Below are 15,701 nucleotides of genomic sequence, written 5' to 3' on the forward strand. Positions count from 1 at the left end.
GCTTCTTTTTTCGTTCATATCTTTGTGTTACTATAAGATGTAAAGTGATTTTATCAGATGGAGCGCTGCTATGGAACACTACGATTGGAATGAAGGCTGGCTGTTCACGCCCCGGTTCGACCCGGCACTGGTGCGGCCGGAATGCGAGCTGGAACTGGAGCCGGTGCGCATCCCCCATACCGTGCGGGTGCTGCCCTACAACTATTGCAGTGAAAACGAATACCAGTGTCTGTGCGGCTACCGGCGGGAATTTTTTGCGCCCAGAGAGTGGAAGGGCCGCACCGTGCTGCTCACCTTTGGTGCCATTGCCCACGATGCCACTGTGTTCTGCAACGGGCGGCGGCTGTTCCACCACGGCTGCGGCTACACCGCCTTTACGGTGGACCTGACCGGCGCACTGCACTTTGGCCAGAAAAACGTGGTGGCCGTGCGCTGCGACAGCCGCGAGGACCTGAACATCCCCCCCTTTGGCGGGCAGATCGATTATCTGACCTATGGCGGCATCTACCGTGCTGTCAGTCTGGACATCAAGGAGCCTGCTTACCTGCGGGATGTGTTCATTGAGGCAAAGGCCGAAGGCGATTTCCGCATCTACACCTCCACCGTGGGCGAGACCGTGGGCTGCACCCTGCAGGCCGAGATCCGCAGCCCCTCCGGCAGCCTCGCCGCCTACAGCGGCGAGCTTTCGCTGCCCATCACCGGCGTGCTGAACGGCGTGCATCCGTGGAGCATCGAGCATCCCACCCTGTACACCCTCACGGTGCAGCTGATCCGTCCCGGCTCTGCCGGTCTGCCGGACCGCGTGCTGGACGAAAAGACGGTGCGGTTCGGCTTCCGCACCGTGCAGTTCGTGGCTGGCGGGCTGTACCTGAACGGCCAGCGGGTGGAACTGCGCGGCCTGAACCGCCACCAGAGCTTTGCCTATCAGGGCTATGCCATGCCGGACAGCATCCAGCGGCTGGACGCTCAGATCCTGAAAAAAGATCTGGGCTGCAACGCAGTGCGTACCAGCCACTACCCCCAGAGCCCTGCATTTCTGGACGCCTGCGATGAGCTTGGCCTGCTGGTGTTTACCGAAATGCCCGGCTGGCGGTACATCGGCGATGAGAGCTGGAAGGCGCAGGCCCTGCAGAACTGCCGCGAAATGGTGTGCCAGTGCCGCAACCATCCCAGCATTTTTCTGTGGGGCGCCCGGGTGAACGGCAGCGGCGACGACGAAGCTTTCTATAAGCGTACCAACGAGGCCATCCACCGGCTGGACCCCACCCGCCCCACGGCAGGTGCACGGAACCACCGCAAAAGCCAGCTTCTGGAGGATGTGTACGCCTACAACGACTACTCCTGCCGGGGCCGCGGTGCCGCCTGTGAAGCCCGCGCCGCAGTGACCCCCGACACCCGCAAGGGCTACCTGATCAGCGAATTTGGCGGGCAGCAGATGCCTACCAAACCCTTTGACGACGAAACGCATCGGCTGGTGCAGGCGCTGCGCACCGCCGCCGTGCTGAACGATTCCATCGCGCAGCAGGGCGTGGCCGGCAGCTTTGGCTGGTGCATGGCCGATTACAACACCCACCGGGAATTTGGCAGCGGCGACCGCATCTGCTACCACGGCATGCTGGACATGTTCCGCAACCCAAAGCTTGCCGCAGCCGTGTACGCCAGCCAGAAAACGCCGCGTTCCCCTTCGGACATCGTACTGGAGGTCTCTTCCGGCATGGCGCTGGGCGACCTGCCCGGCGGCGCGCCTACGGCCTGCTGGGTGTTCACCAATGCCGAAAGCGTGCGGCTGTACCGCGGCAACGATTACATTGCCGAGTTCTCTCCCGACCGGCACGGCCGCTTTGCCGCCATGCCGCACCCGCCCATTGAGATCAACGATTTTGTAGGCTCTCTGCTGGAAAAGTACGAGGGCATGGACCCGCCTTCCGCTCAGGCCGCTGCGGCCATCCTGAATGATATGCGCCGGTGCGCCATGGAGCTTTCGCCGCTTTCCAAGGCGCGGATGCTCTCGCTGCGGCTGAGCTGGAACGAAGTGGCCCGCATGTACTGCAAATACATCGGCATTCTGGGCAGCCCCAGCCCCGTGTACCGCTTTGAGGCGGTCTGGCACGGCCGGGTCGTGGGCACAGTGGTGCGGGAGCCGGTGCAGAGCGTCCGGCTGGAATGCACCGTGCACAATCCCATCCTGACCGACGGTCCCACATGGGACTGCGCGGCTGTCAGCCTGCGTGCCATCGACCAGAACGGCAACCTGCTGCCCTACTGCGGCGAGGCTGTCCAGCTGCGTGTGGACGGCCCGCTGAAGATCATCGGCCCCAGCGTGGTGCCGCTGCGCGGCGGCATGGCGGGCACCTATCTTGCCACCACCGGCGAGGCGGGCCGCGCCGTGCTGCACTGCCGCATGGAGGGTGCGCTGGACACCGACGCCGTCCTGACCATCCGCAGCCGGGAGAACGGTTAATTTCCGTCCCTTCATGATAGATTTGCACTCTGTTCAAAATTTCATCATGGTTGGCTGGTATCCTAAGAAATGTAAAATAACAGCGGGCACATCCCGCTTTCCGCTTTGATTCCAAAACAAAAGGATGCAGGACTTATGAAAGAAAAATTCCGTCAGTTTATGATCGGCCGCTACGGCACCGATGGCCTGAACCAGTTTCTGAGCATGGCCTCCATCGTGCTGCTGCTGCTCTCGCTGCTCACCCGCTTCAGCCTGTTCACCTGGCTGGGTCTGGCGCTGCTGATCCTGTGCTACTACCGTTCCCTCAGCCGCAATATTTCCAAGCGCACCGAGGAAAATTACCAGTACTACACCCTGAAGGACCGCATCGACCGCAAATTCCACTCCCTGAAAGATCAGTGGGCCAACCGTAAGATCTACCACTACTACCGCTGCCCCAAGTGCCGCCAGAAGCTACGCGTGCCCCGGGGCCGGGGCCGTATCCAGATCTCCTGCCCCCGCTGCGGCACCCAGTTCATCAAAAAGAGCTGACCGGATATGTTTGGTTATGTTGTTCCCAATCAGGCCGCGCTTTCGGACGAGGCGCAGAAGCGCTACCGCACCGCCTACTGCGGGCTGTGCCGCCGCATCGATGCACTGCATGGCCTGCGGGGCCGCTTTACCCTGAGCTATGATCTCACCTTTCTGAATCTGCTGCTGTGCAGCCTGTACGAGGGCGAGACCGAAGCTTCTTCCGGGCACGACCGGTGCCCCATCCACCCCTTGGGCGGTGTGGAATGGCGGGCGGCCTCCCCCACCGATTACTGTGCAGATCTGAGCGTAGCTTTGCACTACTACAACGCTGAGGATAAATGGAAGGACGACCACAGCCTGCTGGGCCTCGGATACGAAAAGCTGCTTACCGGCTGCAGACAGGACGCCGAGAGCCGCTGGCCCCGTCAGTGCAGCGCCATCCGCACCTGCCTTGACCGGCTGGCCGGATACGAAGCTGCCGGCAGCGAGGATCTGGACGCAGTGTCCGGCTGCTTTGGCGCGCTGATGGCTGAGCTGTTCGACTACCGGCAGGATCACTGGTCGCCGGAGCTGCGCAGCATCGGCTTCCATCTGGGCAAATTCATCTACCTGCTGGATGCCTACGACGATCTGAAGCGCGATCAGCACAAAGGTGCCTACAATCCGCTGAAAAGCCTGAGCACCCAGCCCGGCTATGAAGAGGAAATGAAGGAGATCTTTGAGCTGCTGCTGGCACAATGCGCCCACAGCTTTGAGCGTCTGCCCTGTGTAGAGGATGCAGACCTGTTGCGCAACATCCTGTATTCCGGCGTATGGCTCAAATACAACTGCAAGACCGCAAAGGATGCCCGCAAACGGCAGTCTTGAGCGGTTTTGCTTGATTTTTGCACGGCAATACGGTAGACTATAAATGTTATGCCGCAATGGCGGCTGCATGAAATGAGACGTGAGGAAGTATATCCATGAGAGATCCCTATGAGGTGCTGGGCGTTTCGCGCGGCGCAAGCGATGACGAGATCAAAAAAGCATACCGCGCCAAATGCAAGCGCTGGCACCCGGACCTGAACCCCAACGACCCCACCGCCGAAGAGCACTTCAAAGAGGTGCAGGCGGCTTATGACGCCATCACCAAAGGCGAGACCGGCCCTCAGGGCGGCAATCCCTACGGCAGCTACCAGCAGGGCTACGGCCAGCAGAGCTATCAGCAGCAGGGCTACCAGAATGGTTACGGCGGTTTTGGCGGCTTTGATGGTTTTGACGGCTTCGACCCGTTCGGCTTCGGGTTCGGCTTCGGCGGGCAGCAGGGCTACGGCCAGCAGGGTGCCAGCTACTCCGGCTCCGACAGCCCGGAAATGCAGGCCGCCCGCAACTTTGTGGTCAATGGCCGCTACGCGGAGGCCCGCCGGGTGCTGGACGGCATGACCGGACGCAATGCACGGTGGTATTATCTTTCCTCCCTTGCCAATCAGGGACTGGGCAACCGCATCGATGCGCTGCAGGATGCCCGCCGCGCCGTGCAGCTGGACCCCAATAACACCGAATACCAGATGCACCTGCGCCGGATGCAGAACCCCGGCCAGACCTACCGCACCACCCAGACCACCTACGCACGCCCCGGCGGCCTGATGCAGTGGTGCTGGAGCATGATCCTGCTGAACCTGTTGTGCAACTGCTGCTGCGGCGGCTGGGCCTTCCGGTTCCGCATGTGATCCATTTTTTCCGCAGGATACAGCAAGGCCCCGCACCTTTTAGGTGCGGGGCCTTGTTTTTGTTACAGCATTACTTTACGATGATATTGCGGCTGATCTTGCTGCAGTTGTAATTGCCGCCGATCTCTGCCGTCTGCGTATAGGTGCCCGGCTTGGTGGGCAGCTCGCTGGTGCTCTCGGTGAACCAGCCCTGTTTCTTATAGGTATAGCGGATCTTATCGGTGGGCACCACCTGACCATCCACCTCCAGCACGGCTGCTTCGTTGAAGGCTTCCAGCTCTTCAGCAGTCATTGCCTGTTCTGCCTGCTGGGCCCAGTACATGCGCACACCGTCGCGCTTGGGCTTGATGCGGAACATGGCAAAGCCTGCCGTGTTCATATCGCTGCTTTCCAGCGCCAGCGCACCCGCCACATAGTTACCGGAATCCACCGGCTGCTCGTCCAGATAAATGCGGCTGAATGCCCCCTCCGGCAGATACTTGCGGATCAGGTTCAGTGCAAGACGCAGGCCGTTGGACACCTGATCGATGGTGGGCACATAGAAGTGCAGCACATCCATCACCGAGACGACCTCATCGGCCACCCGCAGCAGCACGCCGACGTCGTTGCCGTCGATCAGCTGCTTGAGGTAATTGTACACATTGAACTCTTCCACCTGATCCGGCGTCTTGGACATCACCCGCGGCAGAGGGATCATTTTGAGCAGGGTGCGGATCTTATCCGAGAGCATCAGCGTCACATAGCCGTTTGCCTCGCCGCCAATACCCACAACGACACCGATATACTGGGTATCGGCAGGGGTGGTCTGCACTTCCAGTTTATAATCCGAACCATAGACAAGGTCGCCCGTAGCCTTGATCCGGATGGACACTATTCCGTTTTCCTGTTCCACTGCTGCGGTCTGCTGCGGCAGTGCGGCGGCGGCGAACACCGGTGTTGCTGCTGCGCTGAGCATGAATGCCGCTGCCAGCACAAAGGATATCAATCGTTTGGCCTTCATCGTATAAGACCTCCTGTCTTTCAAAGGATCACGCAGCCGTACCCACCGGCACGCTGCATCGGGAACCGGCATGATGCCATGCCCTGTTATACTCCGATTTTACCGCAAAACGCTGTTTCGGTCAATAACTGGATTCAAGTGATTCAAATGTTTTATATTTTCGCACAAAAGAGGGCCTGCCTTCGCAGCAGGCCCTCCCGGCTTGTCATTCATCGATAAAGTATTCCGGATGGATGCTGCGTGCCTGCGCCACCGACTGCTTGTACCGGCTCAGGTGGCTTTCCAGTGCTTCACTCACATCGTCCGGGCTGCCGTGCAGCAGCGCTTCCAGGATCGCCGTGTGGGTGGCGCACACCGACTTGTTCTCCTCGGTCTGCAGGCTGAACTTGCGGATGCGCTCCACATGCTGCAGGCTGGCAAGCATGTAGTCATAGTGCGCCGCCATCCCGATCAGCTCAAAGGATCTGCGGTGGAACGCATTGTCCAGCTCCAGCAGCCGGGTGGGACGCTCAGGCTGGGTCAGATCTGCTTCCAGCACGCGGTAGTCCTCGATGTTCCTGCGGTATTCCGCTTCCTGCTGGGGTGTCACATGGCCGCGCAGCCGGTTCAGGATCTCCTTTTCCAGCGTAAAGCGGGCAAACTGCTCCATTTCCATCAGCCGCAGATTGATGGGTGCCACATGGGTCCCGCTCTGGGGCTTGATGTCCACCATGCGGGCCAGATTGAGCATCAGCAGTGCCTCCCGCATGGGGGTGCGGCTGATGCCAAGCTCCTCTGCCAGTTCACGGTCATTCAGCGGGTCGCCGGGCTTGAGCTCCATGGTGATGATCCGGCTGCGGAGGGTCTGGTAGGCCATTTCGCGCGCACTCAGTGATGCCATACGGTCTCTCTCCCTTCAGGGTGAAGAATTGATATACTAGTATTGAAGTTGTAAGACCATATTACCCAACCTGCTGGCGGCTGTCAAGTGTAACGGCAACTAAAAATCGCCCGTTTTTTTCTCTGTTTTGTCCATTTGTCCGCGCCCGTGCGCAAGAAAAGCCCCCGGCCGGGGGCTTTTGGTCATTTTCCTGCAGGGCGGTACACCACCGGCACCCACACGAAGGCCACGGCCAGACCGCACACCACATCTATGATGGAGTGCTGTTTGGTGAACACCGTGGAAGCGCAGATCAGCGCCGCCCACACCCATGCCAGCACTTTCAGGGCCGGGCGGTCCTTTGCCAGACGGCTGTTGGTGAAGGCCAGCGCCATGCAGGCCGAGCTCTGGCAGTGGATGGACGGGCACACGTTCACCGATGCATCCGCCTTCCAGATCAGCTGCAGGATGCTCATGGCAATGTTGCTGCGTCCTATCGCCTCTGCCGTGGGGCGCAGTTTCAGACCGTTGGGCAGCAGCATATAGAGGATCAGGCAGAAGGTCATGCCCGAGAACATGGTCAGGCAGAGCTTATCATAACTTTGGGTGTCGCACCACCACAGCAGCGCCGTCACCCCGGCCAGCAGCAGAAACCAGCTGCAATACGGAAAGATGAACCACTCGTTGAAGGGGATCCGGTCGTCGATCCTGCTGTGGATGATGTATTTGGGATCTGTGATGGTAAGGTCCAGCCAGAAGAACCAGATGAGGTACACCACCCAGTACAGCTGAAACCACAAATGCGGGCGGCACTGGGCCCGCAGCTGCTTGCGATTCATGGTATTTCTCCTATAATTTCAATGTGTTGACGTATGATTATACCACATCCCGCCATCTTGCGCAAACTCCTGCGGTGCGATAAAATAGACAGAGAGCTTTTTCCTGTGGAAATTGTACTGATTATAAAAGGAGCCTTTATGTTGCAAAGCTTTCCTTCTGTCCGCCTTGTTGCGCTGGATCTGGACGGCACTCTGCTGAGCCGGAACAACGAAGTCACCGCTGCCACCCGCGAAGCCATCGCCCGCGCTGTGGCGCACGGCGTGGCCGTGGTGCCTGCCACCGGCCGTCCGCTGGCCAGCCTGCCGCCTGTGGTGGCAAAGCTGCCCGGCATCCGGTATGCCATCACCTCCAACGGTGCGGCCGTGTGGGATCTGGGCGACGACCCCATGGGTGCTGTATACAGCCGCTACTCCAATGCCGCCCAGCGCCATACCAGTGAGCCCGCCTGCCTGCTGCACCGTCTGATGCCGACGGAGACTGCACGGGAGGTCTTTGCTCTGTTCCAGCAGTACGATGGTGAACTGAGCGTGTTCTGCGATGGTCTTGCCATCAAAACGCCGGAGGGCATCGCAAAGCTTGCCTCCCGCACCACCCACTTTCTCTCCTCCGAGGCCCGGCAGAACCTGACCGACAGCCGCTTTACCGTCATCCCCGGCATCGAGAGCTGGATGTCCCGCCACGCCCACGAGATCGAGAAGCTGTGCATGTTCTTTGACAGCATCGAAAAGACCGCCGCCGCTCTGCCGGGATTTCAGGCCATCCCGGGCGTGGAGGTGGTGCAGGGCTCGCCGGACAACATTGAAGTGACCGCTGCCGGTGTGGACAAGGGCAGCGCCCTGCTGGCTCTGGCCGACCTGCTGGGCATCCCCCACGAGAATACTCTGGCCGTGGGCGACAGCGAGAACGACCGCGCCATGCTGGAAAAGGCGGGCATTGCCGCCGTGATGGCAAACGGCATGCCCCAGATCAAGGCGCTGGGCGACCTTGTGAGCGAGGCCGACTGCGATCACGACGGCGTTGCAGAGCTGTTCCGGAAGCTCGGCATCTGAGTAAGCAGGGGCAAACCGGGGCAAAACGGCCCTGCTTTTCAGGTCATTCGTCATTTTTGTGCAATGTATACAAGCTATTATGCAAAACATTGTGCTTGTTGAGCATTACCAAACTTGTTTCCGTCGTTTATACTAATATTACAAGCGCACGATGGGTGTACCATGCCCAAACGGCAGCCCACGCGCACCGAGAAAGTCAAATTCAAAAAGGAGAAATGCATTTATGAATCCCATCGTAGAAAAGGTCTATCAGATCGGCATTATCCCTGTTATCGCTTTCAACAGCGTTGATGAAGCCCTGCCCCTGTGCAAGGCTCTGGCTGACGGCGGTCTGCCCGCAGCTGAGGTCACCTTCCGCACCGCATGTGCTGAGGATTGCATCCGCAAGATCCACGAGGAGATGCCCGAGATGCTGCTGGGCGCAGGCACTGTCCTGACCACCGAGCAGGCTGACCGTGCAATGGCAGCAGGCGCATCCTTCATCGTTGCTCCCGGCTTTGACCCCGAGGTCTGCAAGCACGTCATCGACAAGGGCGGTATCATGATGCCCGGCACCTGCTCTGCAGGCGAGATGCAGCAGGCTATGAACATGGGCTGCGAGGCCCTGAAGTTCTTCCCCGCTGAGGCAAACGGCGGTGTCGGCATGCTGAAGAACATCGGCGCAGCCCTGAAGAGCGCACGCTGGATGTGCACCGGCGGTGTCAACGCAAAGAACGTCAACGACTATCTGGGCTACGACCAGATCTTTGCTGTGGGCGGCACCTGGATGTGCAAGAGCGACGTGATCAAGGCTCACGACTGGGCTAAGATCACCGCTCAGAGCAAGGAAGCGGTTGACACCATGCTGGGCCTGAAGCTGATGCACGTCGGCATCAACACCGAGAACGAGGAAGAGGCCATGAAGATGGCAAACCTCATCGGCAGCCTGCTGAACATGAAGGTCGCTCCCGGCAACTCCAGCATCTTTGTGGGCAACAAGGAGTTTGAGATCATGAAGAAGCCCGGCCGCGGCACCAATGGCCACATCGCCATCGGCTGCAACAACGTCGACCGTGCCATCTACCACCTGTCTCAGCGCGGCGTGAAGTTCGACCTGGACAGCAAGAACGTGAAGAACGGCAAGACCATCGCCTGCTACTTTGCAGACGAGATCGGCGGCTTCGCATTCCATCTGGTTCAGGCCTGAGCTCCGGCTCCCCTATCCGTGAAAGCCCTGCTGCGCTGGGGATGCCCCGCAGCAGAAGGTCATAAACACCTGTAAATAAAAGGAGAATACCCAATGAAAGTTGTTACTTTTGGCGAACTGATGGTCCGTCTGCAGCCGTTCAACTACGAGCGTTTCGTTCAGGCTAACAGCCTGGAGTTCACCTTCGGCGGCGGCGAGGCAAACGTTGCTGTTTCTCTGGCCAACTACGGTCTGGACGCAGCCTTCGTCACCAAGCTGCCCGCACACGCAATCGGTCAGGCCGCTGTCAACAGCCTGCGCCGTTATGGCGTTGACACCAGCATGATCACCCGCGGCGGCGATCGCGTTGGCATCTACTACAACGAGAAGGGTGCTTCTCAGCGTGGTTCCGTCTGCATCTACGACCGCGCCAACAGCGCCATCCAGCTGGCTCAGCCCTCCGACTTTGATTGGGATAAGATTTTCGAGGGCGTGGACTGGTTCCACTTCACCGGCATCACCCCGGCTCTGGGTGCAAACGTTGTTGAGATCTGCCTGGAGGCCTGCAAGGCTGCTAAGGCTCACGGCGTAAAGATCAGCTGCGACCTGAACTACCGCGGCAAGCTGTGGACCCGCGAGCAGGCTCGCGAGGCTATGACCAAGCTGTGCGAGTACGTTGACGTCTGCATCTCCAACGAGGAGGACGCAAAGGACGTGTTCGGCATCGAGGCCGAGGCTACCGATATCTACGGCGGCAAGCTGAATGCTGAGGGCTACAAGAGCGTTGCAAAGCAGCTGGCTGACAAGTTCCACTTCGAGAAGGTCGCTATCACCCTGCGTGAGAGCCACAACGCTTCCGAGAACGGCTGGAGCGCAATGCTGTACGATGTTGCTTCCAATGAGTACTGCTTCTCCAAGAAGTACGAGCTGAAAATCATCGACCGCGTTGGCGGCGGTGACTCCTTCGGCGGCGGCCTGATCTACGCTCTGCTGAACGGCAAGAGCACTCAGGATGCTGTTGAGTTCGCTGTTGCTGCTTCTGCTCTGAAGCACACCATCGAGGGCGACTACAACATGATGACCGTGTCCGAGGTCGAGAAGCTGGCTGGCGGCGACGGTTCCGGCCGTATCCAGCGCTAATTGCAGGAAGGAGTCCACAATGGATATCCGCTACTCCTGCAACCAGAAGGATTTCAAGCGCTATACCACTGAGGAAATGCGGGACGAAATGCTCATCACCGGCCTGTACAAGGCCGATGAGGTCGTTGCTGTGTACAGCCATGTGGACCGTATGGTCACGCTGGGCTGCATGCCGGTGCACGAGACCGTGTCCATCGACAAGGGCATCGACGTGTGGGCAAACTTCGGCACCCACTACTTTCTGGAACGCCGCGAGATCGGCATGTTCAACATCGGCAAGGATTCCACCGGCATCGTGGTGGCCGACGGCGTGAAGTACGAGCTGGGCTACAAGGACTGCCTGTACATCACCAAGGGCACCAAGGAAGTCACCTTTGCTTCCGCCGACCCGGAGCATCCCGCCAAGTTCTACATGGTGTCCGCTCCCGCACATTGCTCCTACGAGACCCGCCTGATCAAGATGGCTGATGCAAATCACCGTCCTCTGGGCAGCGTCGAGACCTGCAACAAGCGCACCATCAACCAGTTCATCCACCCGGATGTGCTGAAGACCTGCCAGCTGAGCATGGGTATGACCGAACTGGACGCCGGTTCCAACTGGAACACGATGCCCAGCCACACCCACGAGCGGCGCATGGAGATTTATACCTACTTTGAACTGCCCGAGGGGCAGGTGGTGTTCCACATGTGCGGCGAGCCTACCCAGACCCGCCACATCGTGATGCACAACGAGGATGCTGTCATCAGCCCCTCCTGGAGCATCCACAGCGGCGTAGGCACCTCAAACTATACGTTTATCTGGGCAATGGGCGGCGAGAACATGGAGTTTGACGACATGGACAACATCGCTACCACTGACCTGCGCTAAAAAGCACCATTCAAAAGCCCCGTACCGGGTAACCGGTACGGGGCTTTTTGCTAAAAATTTAACTTGAGAAGGAGAAAATCATGGATCTTTCCGCTTTCAACCTGCAGGGCAAGGTTGCTCTGATCACTGGCGGTGCCCACGGCATCGGCTTCTCCATCGCCGAGGGCATGGCCCAGTGCGGTGCAACCGTCTGCTTCAACTGCTCCTCCGAGGCAAGTCTGGAAAAAGGTCTTGCCGCCTACAAGGCTGCCGGCATCGACGCCCACGGCTATGTGGCAGATGTGTCCGACGAGGACGCTGTGAACACCATGGTGGCAAAGATCAAGGCTGAGGTGGGCCCTGTGGACATTCTGGTGAACAACGCCGGTCTGATGAAGCGGGTGCCCATGATCGAGATGAGCCACGCCGACTTCATGCGGGTCATCGACGTGCATGTAGGCGGTGCCTTCAACTGCTCCAAGGCCGTTCTGCCGGACATGATGGAAAAGCGCGAGGGCAAGATCATCAACATCTGCTCCATGATGAGCGAGCTGGGCCGCGAGACCGTCTCTGCCTACGCCGCCGCCAAGGGTGCACTGAAGATGCTCACCAAGAACATCGCTTCCGAGTACGGCGAGTACAACATCCAGTGCAACGGCATGGGACCCGGCTACATTGCCACCGCCCAGACCGCACCCCTGCGGGAGTTGCAGCCGGACGGCAGCCGCCACCCCTTCGACCAGTTCATCACCGCCAAGACCCCCGCAGGCCGCTGGGGTGAGCCGGACGACATGGTGGGCCCCTGCGTGTTCCTTGCAAGCCACGCTTCCGACTTTGTGAACGGCCAGATCCTGTACGCCGACGGCGGCATTCTGGCTTACATCGGCCGCCAGCCCAAGTAAAGTCATTTGGGCACTGCGCCTTCTTTAACCTTCTGACCAGACAGCTCTGTGCAGACCAAAGTCTGCATGGAGCTGTCTTTTTACGAAGCGGCAAGCGACCTTTCCTGCAAAACTTTGCTTCATGTTAACTCATGTTAAAATGTTCCAATTTCATGCCAAATTGGTAACAGTTCCTGTTTCATCGTTGAAAATGCACACAGCCGTCTTGATTTTTTGTCGAAATTCCCGTATAATCGTCTTCATCATCCATCACACCCTGTTGGTTGATCTGAATACGAAGAAATTTCAAAGGAGTATATTTCACATGAAACTCAAGAACATTGCGATCATTGCTGCCGCTGCAACACTGGCTGTTGGCATGACCGCCTGCGGTTCTTCTACATCCTCCACCGCCGCTTCCTCTTCTGTGGCTTCTTCTGCTGCCGCTTCTTCCGAGGCTGCAAGCTCTGAGGCTGCATCCAGCGAAGCAGCTGAGCCCACCACTGCTGAGTACACTGTGTACAACACCACCGGTTCTGCCGTCACCGAGCTGTACCTGTACGATGCAGGCAGCGACGAGAAGGGCGACAATCTGGCCGGCGAGAACGGTCTGGCTGACGGCGAGAACATCGTCATCACCCGCGATGTGGAGGCCGACAAGCAGTCCGACGTGACCTACATTCTGGAGTTCACCACCGAGGACGGCCAGACCCAGAGCTTTGAGACCCTGCACTACGAGGTCGCTCCCATCTCCCTGCTGAGTGTGGATGCCGCTGCAGGTGCTACCCCCATCGCTTTTACTGCACCGGAAAAGTAAGAACTGTTTCATCACTGTAAAACGGGAAAGTCTGCGGGCTTTCCCGTTTTATTCTTTGCCAAAAGCGGGCTGAGGCTGTCATTTTCCCTTGCAATCACGCCAAAAATCCGCTATCATAGAAGCAAATATATTCCCTTGCGGCATAAAGGGAGTAAAGGAGTGGATTTTCTTATGGCAGAAAAAGAAGTGAAAGGCATCAAAAAGTTTTTTGAAGAGTTCAAGGCCTTTGCCATGCGCGGCAATGTGCTGGATATGGCAGTGGGCGTTGTCATCGGCGGTGCCTTTACCGCCATCGTCAACTCACTGGTGAACGACATCATCAACCCCGCCATCGGCCTGTTTTTCAACGCCGATTTCTCGGACGTCGGCATCCATGTGGGCGATGTGATGATCGGCATCGGTTCCTTTATCAATGCCGTCATCAACTTCCTCATCGTAGCATTCGTGCTGTTCGTGGTCATCAAGTTCGTCAACTCCCTGCACAAGAAGCCTGCTGAGCCGGAAGCTCCCGCAGAGCCCACCACCAAGGTGTGCCCCTACTGCCAGAGCGAGATCTCCATCAAGGCGGTGCGCTGCCCCCACTGCACCAGCAAGCTGGAGGGCTTCCCGGAGATCAACAATTAAATTTTGAATGGCCTCCGCTTTGTTCTGGCCATATTCAGCGGAATCATTTTCTAAATTACAAATCGGGAAAGTCTGCGGACTTTCCCGATTTGTTTTTTCACCGGCGGAGCCGCAAAGGCAAACAGCATAATCAACGCAAAACCTCCCTGCCCGGCCGCAGTCGCTGCGGTTCCAGAGCAGGGAGGTTTTACTTTATCCGGGAAAAATGTGGAAGATCAGTCTGGTGAAGCTTTACTTGACCTTGGTCAGGTCGGCCAGCTTGTGGAAGATCTCGGTGTTGTCGAACACGCCGCCGAACTTTTCCGCACCCACGCCGTTGGCGTAGACGTTCACCATGGCACCGGTGTGAGCGTAGGTGGTGTGGTCCATGCCGGATTTATGGTTGATGGTGTGGCAGATGGCCATGCTGAAGGGGATGTAGGTGCCGTACAGCTCGTAGTCCTGCTGGGACATGTCCTTCTGGCTGGCAGAGCCGACCTTCAGGGTGCGCTCGTAGGCGGTGCGCAGGTTCTGCACCTCGTAGTCGGTCAGCAGCAGCTTGCCGGCGTTGGCGGCATCCGGGTCGGTGGGCAGGGTCAGACCGAAGTTTGCCTTCACATCCTGCATGGCAGCTTCAAAGGGGGTCTTGTTGGCGATGTAGTTCTGCACATAGGTAGAATCAAACTTTGCGTAAGACATCTTCTGGTGGGCCAGATTGGTCAGGAAGGTGTCGTAGTTGGTGGTCTTGTAGCCGATGGCCATACCGCCGGTCTCGTGGTCGGCGGTGACAATGATCAGGGTCTCGTTGGGGTGCTTGTTCTGGAACTCCACAGCTGCCTGCACGGCGTTGCTCATTTCCAGCACATCGTGGATGGAAGCAGCGGCATCGTTGGCGTGGCAGGCCCAGTCGATCTTGCCGGACTCGGTCATCAGGAAGAAACCCTTGGGGTTATCCAGCAGCTCGATGCCCTTCTTGACGTAATCGGTCAGCTGCCACTCGCCTGCAGCGGCGTCCATGGCGTAGTTCATGGCCTTGCCGTCTGCCAGATTCTCGGCAATGATCAGGGTCTTGCCTGCGCCTGCGGTCAGGGCGGCAGCGCCTGCCTGCGTGGTGACCACATTGTAGCCTGCCTGAGCAGCCACCTCGTGGTTGTTGGGGCCGGTGCCGTCGCCGTTCACCTTCTGGAACTCGCCGCCAGCAAAGTATTCAAAGCCGGAGTTTGCCAGCTCCACGCCGATCTGGTAGTAGTTCTTGCGGGTCTTCTGATGAGCGTAGAAAGCGGCGGGAGTGGCGTGGTCGATGTTGACCGAGGAGATGACACCCACCTTGTAGCCCTTCTGGGCGTGCAGCTTTTCGGCAATGGTCTCATAGGGCACATCGCGTGTCCAGGGGCACATGTTGATGACGCCGCTCTCAGTCTTGTGGCCGGTAGCAATGGAGGTTGCGGTGGATGCGGAGTCCGGGCAGAAGGAGGTGCTGTCGTAGGTGGTCACGCTGCCCACGGTGGGGAAGCCGGTGAAGCTCAGGTCGGCCTCGGTCACAGCGCCGTTGTTGTCCACGGTGCCCTTGTAGAAGCGGGCAGACTGAATCTGGGCGGTGCCCATGCCGTCACCGATGAACAGGAAGATGTACTTGGGTTTCTTGAACAGGTCCAGCAGGCCGTTCTCCTCATCCTCGGCAGCAGCGGCGTCCGGCTGGGCTGCACTTGCAGCCACGGGTGCTGCGGCCATCATGCCGGCAGCGGAAGCAGCTGCACCAAACTTCAGAAAACTGCGGCGGGAGATCTTATTTTCTTTCATAACGTGATCCTCTCTTT

15 protein-coding genes are annotated in these 15,701 nt (G+C 58.7%); 11 read left to right on the top strand and 4 right to left on the bottom strand.

The features are described 5' to 3' along the window. The first annotated feature begins 70 nt into the window (after nucleotides 1-70). The 4 genes from MTP37_RS11405 to MTP37_RS11420 all read left to right on the top strand — a co-directional run bounded on the left by MTP37_RS11405 (nucleotide 71) and on the right by MTP37_RS11420 (nucleotide 4,683). On the top strand, nucleotides 71-2,461 hold the full coding sequence (locus MTP37_RS11405) for a glycoside hydrolase family 2 protein (RefSeq protein WP_249237387.1): 2,391 nt from the start codon (nucleotides 71-73) through the stop codon (nucleotides 2,459-2,461). Nucleotides 2,462-2,596: 135 nt separating this feature from the next. After that, complete coding sequence (locus tag MTP37_RS11410; RefSeq protein ID WP_249237388.1) at nucleotides 2,597-2,992, top strand: RING finger protein; 396 nt, start codon at nucleotides 2,597-2,599, stop codon at nucleotides 2,990-2,992. A gap of 6 nt (nucleotides 2,993-2,998) precedes the next feature. Beyond that, nucleotides 2,999-3,841 (top strand): DUF5685 family protein, encoded by an 843-nt coding sequence (locus MTP37_RS11415; RefSeq protein ID WP_249237389.1) that lies wholly within the window; start codon nucleotides 2,999-3,001, stop codon nucleotides 3,839-3,841. A gap of 95 nt (nucleotides 3,842-3,936) precedes the next feature. Continuing rightward, nucleotides 3,937-4,683, top strand: coding sequence for a J domain-containing protein (locus tag MTP37_RS11420; protein ID WP_249237390.1), 747 nt, complete (start codon nucleotides 3,937-3,939; stop codon nucleotides 4,681-4,683). Nucleotides 4,684-4,753: 70 nt separating this feature from the next. On the opposite strand, the gene MTP37_RS11425 is transcribed toward MTP37_RS11420, so the two are convergent. The 3 genes from MTP37_RS11425 to MTP37_RS11435 form a co-directional block, all read right to left on the bottom strand. Beyond that, on the bottom strand, nucleotides 4,754-5,683 hold the full coding sequence (locus MTP37_RS11425; protein ID WP_249237391.1) for a hypothetical protein: 930 nt from the start codon (nucleotides 5,681-5,683) through the stop codon (nucleotides 4,754-4,756). A gap of 205 nt (nucleotides 5,684-5,888) precedes the next feature. After that, nucleotides 5,889-6,563 (bottom strand): GntR family transcriptional regulator, encoded by a 675-nt coding sequence (locus MTP37_RS11430; protein ID WP_249237392.1) that lies wholly within the window; start codon nucleotides 6,561-6,563, stop codon nucleotides 5,889-5,891. Between the two features lie 182 nt (nucleotides 6,564-6,745). Further along, complete coding sequence (locus tag MTP37_RS11435; protein WP_249237393.1) at nucleotides 6,746-7,381, bottom strand: phosphatase PAP2 family protein; 636 nt, start codon at nucleotides 7,379-7,381, stop codon at nucleotides 6,746-6,748. Between the two features lie 138 nt (nucleotides 7,382-7,519). On the opposite strand from MTP37_RS11435, the gene MTP37_RS11440 reads away from it, so the two are divergent. The 7 genes from MTP37_RS11440 to mscL all read left to right on the top strand — a co-directional run bounded on the left by MTP37_RS11440 (nucleotide 7,520) and on the right by mscL (nucleotide 13,905). Beyond that, the gene (locus MTP37_RS11440) at nucleotides 7,520-8,431 is read left to right on the top strand and encodes an HAD-IIB family hydrolase (RefSeq protein WP_249237394.1); all 912 of its coding nucleotides are present in this window, start codon (nucleotides 7,520-7,522) and stop codon (nucleotides 8,429-8,431) included. A 223-nt stretch (nucleotides 8,432-8,654) separates the two neighbouring features. Then, complete coding sequence (gene eda, locus MTP37_RS11445; RefSeq protein ID WP_249237395.1) at nucleotides 8,655-9,617, top strand: bifunctional 4-hydroxy-2-oxoglutarate aldolase/2-dehydro-3-deoxy-phosphogluconate aldolase; 963 nt, start codon at nucleotides 8,655-8,657, stop codon at nucleotides 9,615-9,617. Nucleotides 9,618-9,710: 93 nt separating this feature from the next. Then, a complete protein-coding gene (locus MTP37_RS11450) occupies nucleotides 9,711-10,736 on the top strand; it encodes a sugar kinase (RefSeq protein ID WP_249237396.1) in 1,026 nt (341 codons plus the stop codon). Between the two features lie 19 nt (nucleotides 10,737-10,755). Further along, nucleotides 10,756-11,604, top strand: coding sequence for a 5-dehydro-4-deoxy-D-glucuronate isomerase (gene kduI / locus MTP37_RS11455; protein ID WP_249237397.1), 849 nt, complete (start codon nucleotides 10,756-10,758; stop codon nucleotides 11,602-11,604). 80 nt (nucleotides 11,605-11,684) lie between these two features. Beyond that, nucleotides 11,685-12,485: a gluconate 5-dehydrogenase gene (locus tag MTP37_RS11460; protein WP_249237398.1), complete on the top strand. Its 801-nt coding sequence runs from the start codon at nucleotides 11,685-11,687 to the stop codon at nucleotides 12,483-12,485. 304 nt (nucleotides 12,486-12,789) lie between these two features. Continuing rightward, the gene (locus MTP37_RS11465) at nucleotides 12,790-13,281 is read left to right on the top strand and encodes a cytochrome C (RefSeq protein WP_249237399.1); all 492 of its coding nucleotides are present in this window, start codon (nucleotides 12,790-12,792) and stop codon (nucleotides 13,279-13,281) included. 171 nt (nucleotides 13,282-13,452) lie between these two features. Beyond that, nucleotides 13,453-13,905, top strand: a complete 453-nt coding sequence (gene mscL / locus MTP37_RS11470; RefSeq protein WP_249237400.1) for a large conductance mechanosensitive channel protein MscL — start codon at nucleotides 13,453-13,455, stop codon at nucleotides 13,903-13,905. Nucleotides 13,906-14,136: 231 nt separating this feature from the next. Here the strand turns inward: mscL and MTP37_RS11475 are convergent, their stop codons facing one another. Further along, a complete protein-coding gene (locus tag MTP37_RS11475) occupies nucleotides 14,137-15,684 on the bottom strand; it encodes an alkaline phosphatase (protein ID WP_249237401.1) in 1,548 nt (515 codons plus the stop codon). Nucleotides 15,685-15,701: the final 17 nt, after the last annotated feature.

Source organism: Faecalibacterium sp. HTF-F (assembly GCF_023347535.1).
GTDB classification, from domain to species: Bacteria; Bacillota; Clostridia; order Oscillospirales; family Ruminococcaceae; genus Faecalibacterium; species Faecalibacterium wellingii.